Raw genomic sequence first — 16,902 nt, 5'->3', positions numbered from 1 at the left:
GGCACACGGTGTGCCGGCGCCCCTCCGTCGTACAGCCTGCGTACAGGTCCCGGCCGGTCAGTCCACGAGGCCGTCGGCGGCCTCGACCTCTTCGCGGGTGATCCCGAGCAGATACAGCACGGTGTCCAGGAACGGGACGTTCACCGCCGTGTGGGCGGCCTGGCGGACGACCGGCTTGGCGTTGAAGGCGACGCCCAGGCCCGCCGTGTTCAGCATGTCCAGGTCGTTCGCGCCGTCGCCGATCGCCACCGTCTGCGCCAGCGGCACCCCCGCCTGCTCCGCGAAGCTGCGCAGCAGCCGGGCCTTGCCCGCCCGGTCCACGATGTCGCCGACGACCCGGCCGGTGAGCCTGCCGTCGACGACCTCCAGCGTGTTGGCGGAGGCGAAGTCGAGCCCGAGGCGCTCCTTGAGGTCGTCCGTGACCTGGGTGAAGCCCCCCGAGACCACGCCCACTTGGTAGCCGAGCCGCTTCAGCGTCCGGATCAGGGTGCGGGCACCGGGGGTCAGCCGGACCTCGGCCCGCACCTTCTCCACCACCGACACGTCCAGCCCCGCCAGCAGCGCGACGCGTGCGTGCAGGGACTGCTCGAAGTCGAGCTCGCCGCGCATCGCCTGCTCGGTCACCGCGGCGACCTCGGCCTCGCAGCCGGCATGGGCCGCGAAGAGCTCGATGACCTCGTCCTGGATGAGCGTGGAGTCCACGTCCATGACGACCAGACGCTGGGCCCGGCGGCTCAGCCCGGCCGACACGACGGCGATGTCGACGCCGATGCCTGCGGCCTCCGTCGCCAGCGCGGTCCGCAGCTCCTCGGTCCCGGTGCCGGACACTGCGAACTCGACCGCGGTGACGGGGTACTTCGCCAGGCGGAAGATCCGGTCGATGTTTCCGCCGGTGGAGGTGATCCTGGCCGCTATGGCCGCCGTCGACTCCGCGGTCAGCGGATGCCCCAGCACGGTCACATGGGAACGCCCGTAGCCGCGCGGGCGGTTGTCGCCCGTGCCCGAGATGATCTCGGCCTGCAGCTTCAGCGACTCCGCCCAGCTGTGCACGGTCGCCCGGAGGTCGCCCTCGGTCGTGCCGTCCGGGTCCGGCGAGGTCACCAGGGCGCACAGGACGATGCGGCCACGGGTGACGACCTGCTCGATGTCCACGACGTCGACGGCGTAGGCGGCCAGGGTGTCGAAAAGACCGGCGGTGATACCCGGCCGGTCCTTCCCGAAGATCTTGACGAGAAGCGTGGGGGCGTCTGTGCCCCGAAGGGGCTCGGGGGACTCAGGAGACCGAAGTGGCTGAGATGCGCTCATGGTGGTCCCACCGTATAGGGCGGCCGGGCGAGCTCCGAAGCCGTCCCGAGTGGCGGACAGCCGGCGGCCGGATCCCGGCGGGGCCGCCGGTCAGGGGAGCGGGCGCCTCGGATGGGATGCTCCGGACCCATTTCTCCCGAGTCCGTCGGGGTGGTGCCGAGCCTCCGCGCCGTCTTCACGCCGCCCGGCTTTCCGTTACGGGACCGCTCCTGGAATAGTTCCCCACGATGTTCAGCATCCCTAGGCTCCCTGCGACGGGGGCGACTCGGGGGACAACTAGTGGGGCGCGGAGTGCCGGAACTCGTACTGGAATTGAATGGAAGGACCTGGGCGCTCGATCCGTCCAGGTCGTACACCCTCGGACGTGATCCGCAGGGCGATCTGATGATCGACGACGCCAGAGTGTCGTGGCGGCATGCCACGATCAGCTGGAACGGCCGCGGTTGGTCCATCGAGGACCACGGCAGCACGAACGGCACCTACGTGCAGGGCCGGCGAATCCAGCAGATGGAGATCGCCGCGGGAACGTCGGTCCACCTGGGCAACGCCACCGACGGACCGCGCCTGAACCTCACCGCAGCGGCGGGTGCGGGAGTCCAGGGCGGGCAGGCCGCGGGAGTGCAGAAGGCGCCCGCGCCTCCCGTGCAGCAGGCGCCGCAGGCCCCCGTGCAGCAGCAGCCTCAGCAGCAGGGCGCCGCAGGCTGGCCGGGCGGCCCCGCGCAGCAGCAGCCCCCCGCGCACCAGGCCCCGCAGCAGGCGGCCTGGCAGCAGGCACCGCAGGCGCAGCAGCCCCCGGTCCCGCACCAGCAGGGCCGCGGCAACCCGCCCGCAGCGGGTGCGCCCGGAAGCGCGGCGGGTGCGCCGCCGGTCTACGGGGACCGCAGCCCGACCACCTTCCACCAGCTGGACCTCGGCCGCGTCATGCGCATCGGCCGTGCGCTGGAGAACGAGCTGGTCGTCTCCGACCTTCAGGTCTCGCGTCTGCACGCCGAATTCCGGGCGACGCCCGACGGCCGCTTCGAGATCCGCGATCTCGGATCCCACAACGGCACGTACGTCAACGGCCAGCCGCTCAGCAAGTCCGGCTCCGCGCTCATCGGCCCGAACGACATCGTCGGTGTCGGCCACTCGACCTTCCGGCTGGTCGGGGACCGGCTGGAAGAGTTCGTCGACACCGGTGAGGTCTCCTTCTCGGCCCGCCACCTCACGGTGACCGTCGACGGCGGCAAGGACATCCTCAAGGACGTCTCGTTCGGCGTTCCGGAGAAGTCGCTGATCGCCGTCATCGGCCCGTCCGGCTCCGGCAAGTCCACCCTGCTCAAGGCGCTCACCGGCTACCGGCCCGCCAACCAGGGCGACGTCCTCTACGACAACCGGAACCTGTACAAGCAGTTCGCCGAGCTGCGGCAGCGCATCGGCCTGGTCCCGCAGGACGACATCCTGCACAAGGAACTCACGGTCACCAGGGCTCTGCGGTACGCCGCCAAGCTGCGCTTCCCCGCGGACACCACCGATGCCGAGCGCACCGCCCGGATCCACGAGGTCCTCGCCGAGCTCAAGCTCGACATCCACAAGGACAAGAAGATCACCTCGCTCTCCGGCGGCCAGCGCAAGCGCGTCTCGGTCGCCCTGGAGCTGCTGACCAAGCCGTCACTGATCTTCCTGGACGAGCCGACCTCCGGCCTCGACCCCGGCATGGACCGCGACGTCATGCAGCTGCTGCGCGGCCTCGCCGACGACGGCCGTACGGTCCTCGTGGTCACGCACTCCGTGGCCGAGCTGGCCATCTGCGACAAGCTCCTGGTGATGGCGCCGGGCGGGGCTGTCGCCTACTTCGGGCCCCCCGAGGAGGCCCTGAACTTCTTCGGCTACACCAGCTGGGCCGACGTCTTCTCCGCGTTCGAGAACTACCGGGACTACGACTGGGCGGGCCGCTGGCGCGGCTCGCAGCACTACCAGATGTACGCCGCGGACATCGACGCGGTCGCCGCGCAGCCCGTGCACATGCCTCCGCCGCAGCAGATCCGACCGCGGAAGCCGCAGGGCTGGACGGCACAGCTGCTGACGCTGATGCGCCGCTACATCTCGGTGATCGCCTCCGACAAGGGCTTCCTCGCCCTGATGGTGATCCTGCCGGCGGTACTCGGCATCGTCAGCGTGGTCATCCCCGCGGAGTTCGGCCTGGCGGCACCCGATGTGCCCAACAAGCGGTTCAACAGCAAGGCCGGGACCATCGTCCTGATCCTCGCGGTCGGTATGTGCTTCGCCGGTTCGGCCAACTCCGTACGAGAACTGATCAAGGAGCGGGTGATCTACGAGCGGGAACGGGCCACCGGTCTCTCCCGTTCCGCCTATCTGCTGTCCAAGGTGATCGTCCTCGGCGTGATCACCGCCTTCCAGGGCGTGATCATCTGCGGAATCGGCTTCTCCACCCGCAAGCTGCCGGAGGAGGGCCTGTTCATGCCCCCCGCCGTGGAGGTCTGCCTGTCGATCATCGTGCTCGGCTTCACGTCGATGATGGTCGGCCTCTTGATCTCCGCACTGGTCAAGACGGCTGAGAAGACGATGCCGCTGCTCGTCATGTTCGCCATCGTCCAGGTCGTCTTCACCGGCGTGCTCTTCCAGGTCTACGGATCACCGGGCCTGGAGCAGTTCGCCTGGCTGATGCCGTCGCGCTGGGCGGTGGCCGCGGCCGGCACCACGCTGGACCTCGCCCACCTCATGCCGCCGTGGGACCCCGAGAACCCGACCGACCTGGACCCGCTCTGGGAGCACGCGGCCGGCCAGTGGGGGATCAACATCGCGGTGATGCTCCTCATGAGCGGCATCCTCTTCGTCGCGGTCTCGCGGATGCTGCGACGCCATGAGCCCGAGGTCATGCGCAAGTAGCGCGCGGCCTCACCGGTCCCGGAAACGCCCGAGGGCGGCAACCCCGTGGGGTGCCGCCCTTCGGCATGTGCCGGCCGGTCACGCGACGCTGCGGACCGGCGGGCCCGCTATGCCAGGCCTTGCTCGGTGCGTGACTCAGTACGCGCTGTCGACGTTGTCGATCGAGCCGTACTTGTCCGCGGCGTAGTTGGCGGCCGCGGTGATGTTGGCGACCGGGTCGTACTGGTCGTGCTTGGTGCCCTTGACGTGGTAGAAGTCGAAGGTCGGCTTGATGACCTGCAGCAGGCCCTTCGACGGGATGCCGTTGATCGCGTTGATGTCCCAGTTGTTGATGGCACGGGGGTCACCGCTGGACTCGCGGATGATGTTGCGGTGCAGGCCCTCGTAGGTACCGGGGATGTTCTTCTTGTCCATGATGGCGAGAGCCTCACGGATCCAGCCGTCCAGGTTGTTCGCGTAGACCGGCTTGCGGTCGGCCGCGCGGCTGGCCTTCTTGGCGGAACGCTTCTTCGCGTCGGCCTTGGCCTTCGCGGCGGCCTCGCTCTTGGCTTCGGCGACGGCCTTGGCCTTCGCCTCCGCCTTGGCGGCGGCCTTCTTCTTCGCGGCTGCTTCCTCGGCCTTGGCCGCGTCAGCGGTCTTGGCCAGCTGCTCGGCCGTCGTGTTCTGCCCCAGGCCGGTGGCCTTGAGGCTCTGCGTCTGCGAGCCGGTGTAGGCGACCGGCGCGGCGGCCGAAGCGGCCTGCGGCTCGGTCGTGGCCGAGGCGTCGTCCGGGACGAGCGAGAAGGCGAGAGCGGCGGCGGCCAGGGTGGAGACCCCCGCGACGGAGAGCTTCTGCGCCTTGTTCAGGCGACGGCTACGGCTGGAGATGCGGGACACGGACATACAGTCGTACCTCTTCGAATAGCAGGGGTCCTCGGCGAGGACGCAGACGGAAGAGCCGGGGGCATCTCCGTCGGGGACAGATGCAATTCTTAGCGCCAGCAAAATGGCCTGGCAAAGGTGTGACGTACGAAGCCGCGTAGTGGAAGGGGGTCTTGTTCATACCCCCTTGTCCGGTTTGAACCCTGGCAAGTTGCCCGTTTTGGGCAAACTATCCATCTTCGTAAGTGACGTGGGCCCTATGCCTGGGCTCACACGGGGCCCCCTCCGTACTCACGAAAAGTTGCTCCAGTAATGCGGAGCGTAACGGGCTTATCGGGCAGGGGGCAGCAGGAGATGGGCGTCCCCGAACTCATGCCAGAGGTACCGGTGGCCCAGCGCCTCGGCGTATCCACGCCGCAGCGGCTCCCGCCCCGCGACCGCCTCCAGCATCAGCAGGTGCGAGGCCTCCGGTTCGTGCAGCCCGGTCAGCAGCCCGTCCACCACCCGCACCCCCCGCTGCGGCGTCACCACGAGATCCGTCCAGCCCGCCGCGGCCCGCACCACTCCCTCCTCGTCCGCCGCGGACTCCAGGGCCCGCACCGCCGTCGTGCCCACGGCGATCACCCTGCCCCCGCCCGCCCGGGCGGCATTGACCAGCCGGGCCGTCGTACGCGGCACCTCGAACCGCTCCGGGTAGGGCGGCTCGTGCACCTCGGCCGAGGCCACGCCCGTGTGCAGCGTCAGCGGTGCGAACTGCACCCCACGGCTCACCAGCGCCGCCACCAGCCCCGCCGTGAACGGCCTCGCCGCACTCGGCATCTCCGCCGACCCGCTCCCGTCGGGAGACGGCACGGCGAACACCGTCCGGTACGCCGACAGCGGCTGGTCCCGCTCCGTGTACGCGTACCGGATCGGGCGCCCGTGCCGGCTCAGCAGGCCGGGCACGTCCCCCGGCACCCTCGCCCACCAGAGCCTGGCCGCCTCACGGGGCCCGAGCGGTTCCTCCAGCACCAGTACGTCGCCGCCCGGGAGCCGTACCACCGCCCCCGCCGGGCCGCCGGGACGCGGCCGGGTGCTCCCGGCACCGTCCGGCCGGCGCAGCTCCACCGCCCACCGCCCGTCATCGCCCCGGGTCGAGAAGTGCACGACGACCCGCTCGCCGCCCAGCCGCCCGTTCACCGCCGCCGCCAGCGTCGTCGACGTATTGACCACCAGCACGTCCCCGGCCCGAAGCTCCCCGGGCAGCTCCCGGAACCTGCGGTGCGAGACGGCGCTGCCCCGCGAGACCAGCAGCCGTACGTCGTCGCGCCCCGAACCCCGCTGCTCGGCCGGTACCCGCGCCGACAGCTCCGGAGGAACCCGCAGGGCGTCCAGCGCGGTCATCGCTCCGCCCGCCGGTCCGTGTCCAGCAGTGCGGAGGCCGTGTACCTGCCACTGGCCGGGCGCAGCTCCAGCAGCCGGACGAAGGCGGGGGCCACACCCTCCGGGCGCGGACGGATTCCGGTGTCGTCCGGGACCGCCGCCGTATAGAGGTCCGTCCCCATGTCACCCGGATCCACCGCCCACACCCGCAGCCCCGGCTCCTCCTCGCCCAGCACCGCGGCCAGCTGGTCGAGCGCGGCCTTCGACGCCCCGTACCCGCCCCATGTCCCGTACGGCTCGGTGGCCGCGTCCGAGCTCACCGCGACCACCGCCCCGGCAGCCGAGGACCGCAGCAGCGGCAGTGACGCCTGTACGAGCCCGAGCGCCGCGACGACATTCGTCTCCAGCGCCTGCCGCAGGCCCTCCAGCGGCAGCGCCTCCAGCCGTACGAGCGGCTCGGCACCCAGGGCGCTCGCGTTGCTCACCAGCAGGTCGAGCCCGCCCAGCTCCCCGGCGGCGGCCACCAGGGCCTTGCGGTGCGACGGGTCCGTGACATCTCCGGCCACGGCCACGACACGGGTCCCGTACCGGCCGCTCAGCTCCGCCGCCGTCCCGCGGAGCACCTCCGCCGACCTGGCGTCCAGCACCAGGTCCCAGCCCCGCCGAGCCAGAGCCGCGCCGAGCGCGCGCCCCAGCCCCTTCGAACCACCCGTGATCATCGCAATCGGCATGGCAGCCATCCCCTCGAACCTCATGGAGCTCCGACGCCACCAACGTAGGAATCCGTCCCGGTCCGCCGCCTCGTCCATCGGCCGCAACGCCGCACGGCACTTCGGCCTAGGACCGAGGACCCGTCCGGGGGAGTCCCACAGCCCGATACGGCGCCTTCACCCCCGCCGGTACGGTGAGCACATGAGTCATCGCCCACCGTCGGGCCTCGCCGCGGTCAGCGCCGCGCTGCTCGCCATGAGCCGGCACCTGGAGATGCGGGACGTCCTCAAGACGATCGTCGCCTCGGCCAGGGAACTCCTCGACGCCGAGTACGCCGCCCTGGGGGTGCCGGACGATCACGGCGGCTTCGCCCAGTTCGTCGTCGACGGGGTCAGCGACGAACAGTGGAAGGCCATCGGACCGCTGCCCCGCCAGCACGGCATCCTCGCGGCGATGCTCCACGAGGCGAAGCCCCAGCGGCTCTCCGACGTCCGTGAGGACCCCCGTTTCGAGGGGTGGCCGGACGCCCACCCCGACATGTCCGACTTCCTCGGCCTGCCCATCCAGGACGGCGACGAGACCATCGGCGCGCTCTTCCTCGCCAACAAGCGCTGCCCCAGGCCGACCGGCGGCTGCAACTTCACGGAGGAGGACGAGGAGCTGCTCGGGATCCTCGCCCAGCACGCGGCCATCGCCCTCACCAACGCCCGGCTCTACGAGCGCAGCCGTGAGCTCACCATCGCCGAGGAGCGCTCACGGCTCGCCCACGAGCTGCATGACGCCGTCAGCCAGAAGCTCTTCTCGCTCCGGCTCACCGCACAGGCCGCCGCTGCCCTCGTCGACCGCGACCCGGCGCGGGCCAAGGGCGAGCTCCAGCAGGTCGCCACCCTTGCGGGGGAAGCCGTGGACGAGCTGCGCGCGGCCGTCGTCGAGCTGCGCCCCGCAGCCCTGGACGAGGACGGTCTGGTCGCCACGCTCCGTACCCAGGTCCAGGTCATGGACCGGGCCCACAGCGCCGAGGTCACCTTCGAGAGCGCCGGCGTGCGCGCCCTGCCCTCCGCCCAGGAGGAGGCGATGCTCCGGGTCGCCCAGGAAGCCCTGCACAACGCCCTGCGCCACTCCGGTGCCGGGCATGTCACCGTCAGCCTCGGCCGGCACACCTCGGCCACGGTGCTGCGGATCACCGACGACGGCCGCGGCTTCGACCCCCACGTGGTCAGGCGCGCCGGCCGGCACCTGGGCCTCGTCTCCATGCGGCACCGGGCCGGCGGCGTCGGTGGCCGGCTCACCGTCGATTCCGAGCCCGGCAAGGGCACCACGATCCAGATGGAGGTCCCCTGTGGCTGACAAGATCATCAAGGTGCTGCTGGTCGACGACCACCAGGTGGTCCGCCGGGGACTGCGTACGTTCCTCGAGGTCCAGGACGACATAGAGGTCGTGGGGGAGGCGTCGGACGGGGCCGAGGGCGTCGCCAGGACCGAGGAGCTGCGGCCCGACGTGGTCCTGATGGACATCAAGATGCCGGGCACGGACGGCATCGAGGCCCTGCGCAGGCTCAGGGAGCTGGAGAACCCCGCCAAGGTGCTGATCGTCACCAGCTTCACCGAGCAGCGCACGGTCGTGCCCGCACTGCGTGCGGGAGCATCGGGCTACGTGTACAAGGACGTCGACCCCGACGCCCTGGCCGGCGCCATCCGCTCGGTCCACGCGGGCCACGTGCTGCTCCAGCCGGAGGTCGCGGGCGCGCTGCTGGCACAGGACGACACGGGTAACGGCACCTCGCGCGGGAGCACCCTGACCGAGCGGGAGCGGGAGGTGCTCGGACTGATCGCCGACGGCCGCTCCAACCGTGAGATCGCCCGGGCGCTGGTCCTGTCGGAGAAGACCGTGAAGACCCACGTCTCGAACATCCTGATGAAGCTCGACCTTTCGGACAGGACGCAGGCCGCGCTCTGGGCGGTCAGGAACGGAGCGGCGGGCTGAGGGGGAGCCGCCTCGGACAAGCGGACGGTTCCACTCCAGTCCGAGATTCATACTGTCGGGTGTATGTCACCCGCACGGCGCATCCTCCGTGGCGTGACGGCGTTCTCCATGCGTGCTGCGGCGGTCGGCCGCAGCGATGCGAGGAGGATCCTGAAGTGAAGAACCTGAAGAAGGCTGCAGCCGTCACCATGATCGCGGGCGGACTCATCGCCGCCGGTGCCGGAGCCGCCTCCGCCACGGGCCACGGTGGCGCCGGTGCCCACGGCGCGGCTGTCGGCTCCCCGGGCGTCGTCTCGGGCAACCTCGTCCAGGTCCCGGTGAACGTCCCGGTGAACGTGGTCGGCAACACGGTCAACGTGGTGGGCCTGCTCAACCCGGCCTTCGGCAACTTCGGCCTGAACGGCTGACCGGCGCCTCGCACCCCACCGCCGGGAGGGCTCACCCGAGCCTCCCGGCGGACGGGGGACGGAACGGCGGGACGCCACGGCGCCTACCGCCTCCGCGCCGCCGCGTACGCGATCACCGCCCCCGCTCCTCCACATACGCGTTGTAGGCGGCGACCTGTGCCCGCCTCGCCACCCGCTCCACCGGCCGCAGAGCCTCGCCCCGGGCCGCGATCTCGGAAGCGCTCACCGCGCCGCCGTGCCCGTTCTCATGGGCCACCGACACCAGCAGCCCCACTCGCTGAGCCAGCTCCAGCACCCTGACCGCCCGCGGCGGATAGCCCGGGGCCAGCACCTCCCGTCCCCGCTCCGCGCGCGCCCGGTAGGCATCCACCGCGGCCTCCGCGACCGGACCGGACCCGGCGACATCCAGCCGGGACAGCACCGCCGTGGCGTCCCGCAACGCCTCGGCGAGCTCCCGCTCCGCCTCACCCAGCGACGGCACATCGGCGGGCGGCGCCTCCCTGACCGGCAGGCAGCGCCAGACCACCTCGACATGCAGATCCCCGGCGGGCCCCACCTCACCCACCTCCGGTACGAGCCCGTACGGCGCCCCGGACGTGAGCACCGCCTCCTCGGCCTCCAGCGCCCGGGCGTTGAAGTCCGGCGGCCCGCTGAGCCCCAGCGGATGGCCGGGCACCGGCAGTGCGACCCGGAAACCGGTCGCACCGAGTGCCCTCAGCCGGCCGAGCGCCAGCGTGAGCCCTACGGGCCCCGCCTCACCCGGCAGCCCCTCGACGCGGTGCACCGCGTCCTCGCCGACGATCGCGAGCGCTGCGTCGTCCGGTGACACAAGACCGGCCAAAAGCGCGTTTCCCCATGCGGCAAGCCGCCCTGAGCGTGGTTCCGAAAGCATGGGAACAGCCTAGGGAACGGCCCCAGGGCTTGAGCACTCCTCGGGTGGCGTAGGTTTTCCCTGGGAGCTGTGCCCACAGGCACGCGACGATCTCGACACTGTATGGGGAGACAACGCGCCATGAGCGATGTACTGGAGCTGGTGGACGTATCGGTGGTCCGCGACGGACGCGCTCTGGTGGACGACGTCTCCTGGTCGGTCAAGGAGGGGGAGCGCTGGGTCATCCTCGGCCCGAACGGCGCCGGCAAGACCACCCTCCTGAACATCGCCTCCAGCTACCTCTTCCCGAGCACCGGAACGGCCACGGTCCTCGGTGAGCGGCTCGGCGGCGTCGGCACCGACGTCTTCGAGCTCCGTCCCCGCATCGGCATCGCAGGTGTGGCCATGGCCGAAAAGCTCCCCAAGCGCCAGACCGTGCTGCAGACGGTGCTCACCGCCGCGTACGGCATGACCGCCACCTGGCACGAGGACTACGAAGCCGTCGACGAGGAGCGCGCCCGCGCCTTCCTCGACCGCCTCGGCATGACCGAGTTCCTCGAGCGCAAGTTCGGCACCCTCTCCGAGGGCGAGCGCAAGCGCACCCTCATCGCCCGCGCCATGATGACCGACCCCGAGCTGCTCCTCCTCGACGAGCCGGCCGCCGGACTCGACCTGGGCGGGCGCGAGGACCTGGTCCGCCGCCTCGGCAGGCTGGCGCGTGACCCGTACGCCCCCTCCATGGTCATGGTCACCCACCACGTCGAGGAGATCGCGCCCGGCTTCACCCACGTCCTGATGATCCGTCAGGGCAAGGTGCTCGCCGCCGGCCCCATGGAGACCGAGCTCAGTTCCCGGAACCTCTCCCTCTGCTTCGGCCTGCCGCTCGTCGTCGAGCACCACGGAGACCGCTACACCGCACGCGGACTGCCCCTCGGTCAGTAGTCGCACCACAGCCAACCTCCTCTGCGCCCTGTCGGGGAAGGCGCCCACGGTCCTACGATGACCATGTGGACATCGACGCGTGGGTGTGGTGGCTGATCGGCGCGGTGGGACTGGGTATTCCCCTCGTCCTGACCGCGATGCCCGAATTCGGGATGTTCGCCGTCGGAGCGGTGGCCGCGGCCGTCGTCGCGGCACTCGGTGGCGGCATCGTCGCCCAAGTCCTGGTCTTCGTCCTGGTTTCGGTGGCCTTGATCGCCGTCGTGCGCCCGATCGCGGCCCGGCATCGTGCGAGCCGGCCCACGCACGCCACCGGCATCGACGCACTGAAAGGCCGTCAGGCCGTCGTCCTGGAACGGGTCGACGGCAGCGGCGGACGCATCAAGCTCGCCGGCGAGGTCTGGTCCGCGCGCTCGCTCGACGGCGACCAGATCTTCGAACCGGGCCGGCAGGTGGACGTCGTGGACATCGACGGTGCAACGGCCGTCGTCATGTGAGCGAACCGGTCACACGGCAGGCCGCAGTCTGCCAAACTCGAAGTCGATCATCATGAGAATGCAACCGTCTTGACCGATCGACCTCGATCACCGCGATCCGTCGGCAACCGAAGGGCACGAGGCACACGATGCAACCGATCATCATCGTCCTGATCATTCTGGTGGTGCTCGTCTTCATCGCCCTGATCAAGACGATCCAGGTCATCCCGCAGGCCAGTGCCGCCATCGTCGAGCGCTTCGGCCGATACACCCGCACGCTCAACGCCGGGCTGAACATCGTCGTCCCGTTCATAGACTCGATCCGCAACAGGATCGACCTCCGCGAACAGGTCGTCCCCTTCCCGCCCCAGCCGGTGATCACCCAGGACAACCTCGTCGTCAACATCGACACCGTCATCTACTACCAGGTGACCGACGCCCGCGCCGCGACGTACGAAGTCGCCAGCTACATCCAGGCGATCGAGCAGCTCACCGTCACCACGCTCCGCAACATCATCGGCGGCATGGACCTCGAGCGGACCCTGACCTCCCGCGAGGAGATCAACGCCGCGCTGCGCGGAGTCCTCGACGAAGCCACCGGCAAGTGGGGCATCCGCGTCAACCGCGTCGAGCTCAAGGCCATCGAACCGCCCACCTCCATCCAGGACTCGATGGAGAAGCAGATGCGTGCCGACCGTGACAAGCGCGCGGCCATCCTCACCGCCGAAGGCATCAGGCAGTCCGCGATCCTCACGGCCGAAGGTGAGAAGCAGTCCGCGATCCTGCGCGCGGAGGGCGAGGCCAAGGCATCCGCGCTGCGCGCCGAAGGCGAGTCCCAGGCCATCCGTACGGTCTTCGAGGCCATCCACGCCGGAGACCCGGACCAGAAGCTGCTCTCCTACCAGTACCTCCAGATGCTCCCGAAGATCGCCGAGGGCGACGCCAACAAGCTCTGGATCGTGCCCAGCGAGATCGGTGACGCGCTCAAGGGCCTCAGCGGTGCCTTCGGGAACCTCGGCAGCGGTGCCCCCGGCTTCAGCACGGGCCCGGAGCGCCGCGAGCAGCCCCCGGTCGACTGACCGGGAAACACCTTCGTGCATGATCAGTGAGGCCCCTCGACCTTCATGGCGGGGAGGCACCACTGACATCGAAGGGGATGGCCTTGTCCATCTGGGAAATGCTCGCAGTCTTCACGGCCGGGCTCGGCGCCGGAACGATCAACACCATCGTCGGTTCCGGCACGTTGATCACCTTCCCGGTGCTGCTCGCCACCGGCCTGCCACCGGTCACCGCGACCGTGTCCAACGCGCTCGGGCTGATCCCGGGCTCCATCAGCGGAGCGATCGGCTACCGAGCGGAACTCACCGGCCAGCGCCGCCGGATACTGAAGCTGAGCATCGGCGCGCTGATCGGCGGCCTCACCGGGGCCACTCTCCTGCTCGCCCTGCCTTCCACGGCGTTCGAGACCATCGTCCCCGTCCTGGTGGCCCTCGCGCTCGTCCTCGTCATCCTGCAGCCCCGCATCAGCCGGGCGGTGCAACGCCGCCGCGATCGCACAGGTACGGCCGCCCGCCCCGACGGCGGGCCCCTTCTTTTCACCGGCCTGCTGCTCGCCAGCGTCTACGGCGGCTACTTCACGGCGGCCCAGGGCATCATCTATCTCTCCCTGATGGGCATGCTGCTCGACGACACGATGCAGCGCCTCAACGCCGTCAAGAACGTCCTCGCCGCCGTCGTCAACAGCGTCGCCGCGCTCTTCTTCCTCTTCGTCGCCGACTTCGACTGGACGGCGGTCGTACTGATCGCGGTGGGCTCCGCGATCGGCGGCCAGATAGGCGCCAAGGTCGGCCGCCGGCTCAGCCCGGGTTTCCTGCGCGCCCTGATCGTCGTCGTCGGTACCGCGGCGATCGTCCAGCTGCTGCTGCGCTGAGAGACGGGAGCCCGTCCCCTCCGGACGAGAGGACGGGTTCCGCATGCGTTCCTGTGGGACATACGAGTGGTTACGCCGCGGAGCGTGCCAGCCAGTCCGGCAGCGCCGACCGGTCGACGGCACCCAGCGCGAGCAGCATCGCGTCCGCAGGCGAAGGCACGAACGGCTGACGCAGCAGCGGCATGTCCGCCTGCTCCGGCGTCCGTGCCGCCTTGCGGTGGTTGTCCTCCGCGCACGAGGCCACGGTGTTCAGCCAGGTGTCCTGGCCGCCCTGGGCCCGAGGCACCACGTGGTCCACCGTGCTCGCCCGCCGCCCGCAGTACGCGCACCGGTGCTGGTCCCGTATGAGCACACCCCTTCTGGACCACGGAGCGTGTCTTCGGAACGGCACCCGTACGTACCGGCAGAGCCTGATCACCTGCGGGACCGGAATGTCCACGGCGGCGCCACGCATACGGAGCCCGGGATGTGCCTGCTCGACGACGGCCTTGTCCTGCAGGATCAGGACTACCGCGCGGTTGAGCGTCACCGTCGACAGCGGCTCGAAGCTCGCGTTGAGTACAAGTGTGTCCCGCATCCTGCCCACCTCCCGTGTGCCGCCCGTCTGTCGGCGGGCCCGGAACAACTCTGTCCGGGCGAACCGTGATGGACAACGCAATAAAAAGTGCCCTGCCCTGATCTCTCCAAGACCAGGGCAGGGCAAACGGGAGGCGAACATTCAGCTTGCGGGGGCTGCGTACTCCCCGATCAGCTGGGCCCGGCCCAGGGTGTGGAACCGCAGATTGAATCCGACCGCCGCGGGCGGGGTATCGCTGTCCGGCCCGAGCTTCTCGGTGTCCACCGCGTACACGGTGAAGACGTAGCGGTGGTTCTCACCGGCAGGAGGCGCGGCTCCGCCGAACTCCTTCGTCCCGTAGTCGTTGCGGGCCTGGACGGCGCCTTCGGGCAGTCCCTCGAAAGCCCCGCTTCCCGCACCGGCCGGAAGCTCCGTGACGGACGCCGGGATGTCGAACAGCACCCAGTGCCAGAACCCGCTGCCCGTCGGCGCGTCCGGGTCGAAGCACGTCACCGCGAAGCTCTTCGTCCCCGCCGGGAAGCCCTCCCAACGCAGCTGCGGGGAGGTGTTCCCCGCAGCGAACACCTGGGCGTCCGCCAGTACGGCGCCCGGTGCGAGGTCCTCGCTCACCACGGTGAACGAGGGGACCTCGGGATGGAAGTCGTGCGGCAGCGGCGCCCTCTTCGGCTCGGTCACGTCAGCACCTCTCCTGATCGGCTGTGGGATGTCTTCCCACCGACCCTAGGGGTTGTCAGAGCCAGTTGCGCTGGCCGCCGACCTGGGCGAGCCACTGGTTGAGGTACGCGGCCCAGTCCGTGCCCTGGAAGTCGTTCAGACCCACCTTGAACGCGCGGTAGGAGTCGCTGCCCTCGCTGAAGAGACCAGGCTTCTTGTCCATCTCCAGGATGACGTCCATCTCGCGGTCGTCCGCGACGAACGTCAGCTCCACCTGATTCAGCCCCCGGTACTGCTGGGGCGGGAAGAACTCGATCTCCTGGTAGAACGGCAGACGCTGGCGGGTACCACGGATGTGGCCGCGCTCCATGTCGGCGCTGCGGAAGCCGAAGCCCAGCTGCCCGAAGGCGTCCAGGATGGCCTGCTGCGCGGGCAGCGGGTGCACGTTGATCGGGTCCAGGTCCCCCGAGTCCAGGGCGCGGGCGATCTCCAGCTCCGTCGTCACCCCGATGTTCATGCCGCGCAGCTGCTGCCCGGCGAACATGGTGATCGGCGTCTCCCAGGGAATCTCCAGACCGAACGGCACGACGTGCACCGCGCCCGCCTGCACCCCGAAGGCACCACCGAGGCGGAGCTTGGTGAATTCGATGTCCTGCTTGGTCTCCTGGTCCCCGCCCTCGACCTCGACCCGCGCCTGCAGACCGACCGAGAGACCCTCGATCTGCTGGTCCACGGATCCGCCCTGGATCCGCACCTCGCCCTGGACGACCCCGCCGGGGACGACGTTGAGTTCGGTCAGTTCGGTCTCGACCGAAGCACCGCCGGCACCCATGCTCGCGAGCAGCCGCTTGAAGCCCATGTTTTCCTCCTTGGTCCTGACCCCTACATACGCGCCACGACCGTAGCCGGTTCCCGTCACGCCGAGCCCAGTACCCTCGGACGCCATGGATGAGGGCATGGACCGTACGCCGCTCGGGCGGGACTTCTTCGACAGGCCTGTCCTGGAGGTGGCACCCGATCTCCTGGGCCGCACCCTCGTCCGGACCACGGACGAGGGTGCCATCGAGCTGCGGCTGACGGAGGTGGAGGCGTACGCGGGCGATGTCGATCCCGGCTCCCACGCGTTCCGCGGCCGGACGGCCCGCAACAGCGTGATGTTCGGGCCGCCGGGTCATTCGTACGTCTACTTCACGTACGGCATGTGGCACTGCCTCAACCTGGTGTGCGGTCCCGAGGGCAAGGCGAGTGGTGTCCTGCTCCGGGCCGGGGAGATCGGCATCGGGGCGGAGATGGCCCGCAAACGTCGATTCTCGGCCCGGCATGACAGAGAACTGGCCAAAGGGCCGGCGCGTCTGGCTACCGCCCTCGACGTCGACCGGGCGTTGAACGGTGTCGACGTGGTGGCAGGCGCTCAGGGGCCGCTGTCCGTCCTGCAAGGCTCGCCGCCGGCTCCCGACCTGGTACGGAGCGGACCACGCACGGGTGTGGGCGGCGGCGGCTCCCACCAGCCCTGGCGTTTCTGGATCGACGGCGACCCCACGGTCAGCCCGTACCGGGCCCATGCGCCTCGCCGCCGCGCAACTTGACTCGCCCCTGCTGTTTCCCTAATGTAGTCCGAGCCGCTTGAACGGATGCAGTTGTTGTTGGCACGGTCCATCGGACCGGGTCGAAGCATCGTGAGAGGGCCAACCACTACCTACGATTCACCCCTGGCGGGTGCAATTTCGGCATGCCGAAATTCGTCCGATCGACTCGATTATGAGTCGCCGAGGAAATCGGCTAATGTAGTGACCACGCCGAAAGGGAAACGCGAAAGCGAAGAACTGGAAAGCGAAACAAGCAGTAACCCGCTTCGACCGGGAATCGGACACGAAAGAGTCTGATAGAGTCGGAAACGCAAGAACGAAGGGAAGCGCCCGGAGGGCCCCGGTGAAAC

At 69.9% G+C, this 16,902-nt stretch carries 17 protein-coding genes; 9 read left to right on the top strand and 8 right to left on the bottom strand.

The window, feature by feature from the left end; all coding sequences use genetic code 11:
- Positions 1-57 precede the first annotated feature (57 nt).
- On the bottom strand, positions 58-1,305 hold the full coding sequence (gene serB / locus ACFWFI_RS28720; protein WP_387395562.1) for a phosphoserine phosphatase SerB: 1,248 nt from the start codon (positions 1,303-1,305) through the stop codon (positions 58-60).
- A 279-nt stretch (positions 1,306-1,584) separates the two neighbouring features.
- Between serB and ACFWFI_RS28715 the strand changes: the two genes are divergently transcribed.
- Complete coding sequence (locus tag ACFWFI_RS28715) at positions 1,585-4,194, top strand: ABC transporter ATP-binding protein/permease (protein ID WP_387395559.1); 2,610 nt, start codon at positions 1,585-1,587, stop codon at positions 4,192-4,194.
- Between the two features lie 135 nt (positions 4,195-4,329).
- Here ACFWFI_RS28715 and ACFWFI_RS28710 read toward each other — a convergent pair whose 3' ends face one another.
- From ACFWFI_RS28710 to ACFWFI_RS28700, 3 genes are all read right to left on the bottom strand, one after another.
- On the bottom strand, positions 4,330-5,076 hold the full coding sequence (locus ACFWFI_RS28710) for a transglycosylase SLT domain-containing protein (RefSeq protein WP_387395557.1): 747 nt from the start codon (positions 5,074-5,076) through the stop codon (positions 4,330-4,332).
- A gap of 309 nt (positions 5,077-5,385) precedes the next feature.
- Complete coding sequence (locus ACFWFI_RS28705; protein WP_387395554.1) at positions 5,386-6,438, bottom strand: S-adenosylmethionine:tRNA ribosyltransferase-isomerase; 1,053 nt, start codon at positions 6,436-6,438, stop codon at positions 5,386-5,388.
- A complete protein-coding gene (locus ACFWFI_RS28700; protein ID WP_387395551.1) occupies positions 6,435-7,148 on the bottom strand; it encodes an SDR family NAD(P)-dependent oxidoreductase in 714 nt (237 codons plus the stop codon). The genes ACFWFI_RS28705 and ACFWFI_RS28700 overlap by 4 nt, the downstream gene beginning before the upstream one ends.
- A 181-nt stretch (positions 7,149-7,329) precedes the next feature.
- Here ACFWFI_RS28700 and ACFWFI_RS28695 point away from each other — a divergent pair, with 181 nt between their 5' ends.
- The 3 genes from ACFWFI_RS28695 to ACFWFI_RS28685 all read left to right on the top strand — a co-directional run bounded on the left by ACFWFI_RS28695 (position 7,330) and on the right by ACFWFI_RS28685 (position 9,519).
- A complete protein-coding gene (locus ACFWFI_RS28695) occupies positions 7,330-8,475 on the top strand; it encodes a GAF domain-containing sensor histidine kinase (protein ID WP_387395548.1) in 1,146 nt (381 codons plus the stop codon).
- The gene (locus ACFWFI_RS28690) at positions 8,468-9,112 is read left to right on the top strand and encodes a response regulator (protein ID WP_387395546.1); all 645 of its coding nucleotides are present in this window, start codon (positions 8,468-8,470) and stop codon (positions 9,110-9,112) included. Before ACFWFI_RS28695 ends, ACFWFI_RS28690 begins: the two co-directional genes overlap by 8 nt.
- Before the next feature lie 155 nt (positions 9,113-9,267).
- A complete protein-coding gene (locus ACFWFI_RS28685) occupies positions 9,268-9,519 on the top strand; it encodes a chaplin family protein (RefSeq protein ID WP_387395544.1) in 252 nt (83 codons plus the stop codon).
- Between the two features lie 112 nt (positions 9,520-9,631).
- Here ACFWFI_RS28685 and ACFWFI_RS28680 read toward each other — a convergent pair whose 3' ends face one another.
- Positions 9,632-10,411, bottom strand: coding sequence for a hypothetical protein (locus tag ACFWFI_RS28680; protein WP_387395541.1), 780 nt, complete (start codon positions 10,409-10,411; stop codon positions 9,632-9,634).
- A gap of 120 nt (positions 10,412-10,531) precedes the next feature.
- On the opposite strand from ACFWFI_RS28680, the gene ACFWFI_RS28675 reads away from it, so the two are divergent.
- The 4 genes from ACFWFI_RS28675 (at position 10,532) to ACFWFI_RS28660 (ending at position 13,735) form a co-directional block, all read left to right on the top strand.
- A complete protein-coding gene (locus ACFWFI_RS28675; RefSeq protein WP_387395538.1) occupies positions 10,532-11,332 on the top strand; it encodes an ABC transporter ATP-binding protein in 801 nt (266 codons plus the stop codon).
- 65 nt (positions 11,333-11,397) lie between these two features.
- Positions 11,398-11,826, top strand: a complete 429-nt coding sequence (locus ACFWFI_RS28670) for an NfeD family protein (RefSeq protein ID WP_387395535.1) — start codon at positions 11,398-11,400, stop codon at positions 11,824-11,826.
- A 128-nt stretch (positions 11,827-11,954) separates the two neighbouring features.
- Positions 11,955-12,884 (top strand): SPFH domain-containing protein, encoded by a 930-nt coding sequence (locus ACFWFI_RS28665; RefSeq protein ID WP_329212534.1) that lies wholly within the window; start codon positions 11,955-11,957, stop codon positions 12,882-12,884.
- A gap of 83 nt (positions 12,885-12,967) precedes the next feature.
- Entirely contained in the window at positions 12,968-13,735 is a 768-nt protein-coding gene (locus tag ACFWFI_RS28660; protein ID WP_387395533.1) for a sulfite exporter TauE/SafE family protein, read from the top strand.
- Between the two features lie 70 nt (positions 13,736-13,805).
- Here ACFWFI_RS28660 and ACFWFI_RS28655 read toward each other — a convergent pair whose 3' ends face one another.
- The 3 genes from ACFWFI_RS28655 to ACFWFI_RS28645 form a co-directional block, all read right to left on the bottom strand.
- Positions 13,806-14,312 (bottom strand): HNH endonuclease, encoded by a 507-nt coding sequence (locus tag ACFWFI_RS28655; protein ID WP_387395530.1) that lies wholly within the window; start codon positions 14,310-14,312, stop codon positions 13,806-13,808.
- A gap of 141 nt (positions 14,313-14,453) precedes the next feature.
- Positions 14,454-14,987, bottom strand: coding sequence for a YbhB/YbcL family Raf kinase inhibitor-like protein (locus ACFWFI_RS28650; protein ID WP_387395527.1), 534 nt, complete (start codon positions 14,985-14,987; stop codon positions 14,454-14,456).
- A 55-nt stretch (positions 14,988-15,042) separates the two neighbouring features.
- On the bottom strand, positions 15,043-15,825 hold the full coding sequence (locus ACFWFI_RS28645; protein WP_387395525.1) for a sporulation protein: 783 nt from the start codon (positions 15,823-15,825) through the stop codon (positions 15,043-15,045).
- Between the two features lie 85 nt (positions 15,826-15,910).
- On the opposite strand from ACFWFI_RS28645, the gene ACFWFI_RS28640 reads away from it, so the two are divergent.
- Positions 15,911-16,552: a DNA-3-methyladenine glycosylase gene (locus ACFWFI_RS28640; protein WP_387395522.1), complete on the top strand. Its 642-nt coding sequence runs from the start codon at positions 15,911-15,913 to the stop codon at positions 16,550-16,552.
- Positions 16,553-16,902 lie beyond the last annotated feature (350 nt).

The sequence above is a fragment of the Streptomyces sp. NPDC060209 genome (assembly GCF_042728155.1).
GTDB lineage: Bacteria > Actinomycetota > Actinomycetes > Streptomycetales > Streptomycetaceae > Streptomyces.
Note: the sequence above shows the minus strand (reverse complement) of the source record. Positions and strands in the feature narration are given on the sequence as shown.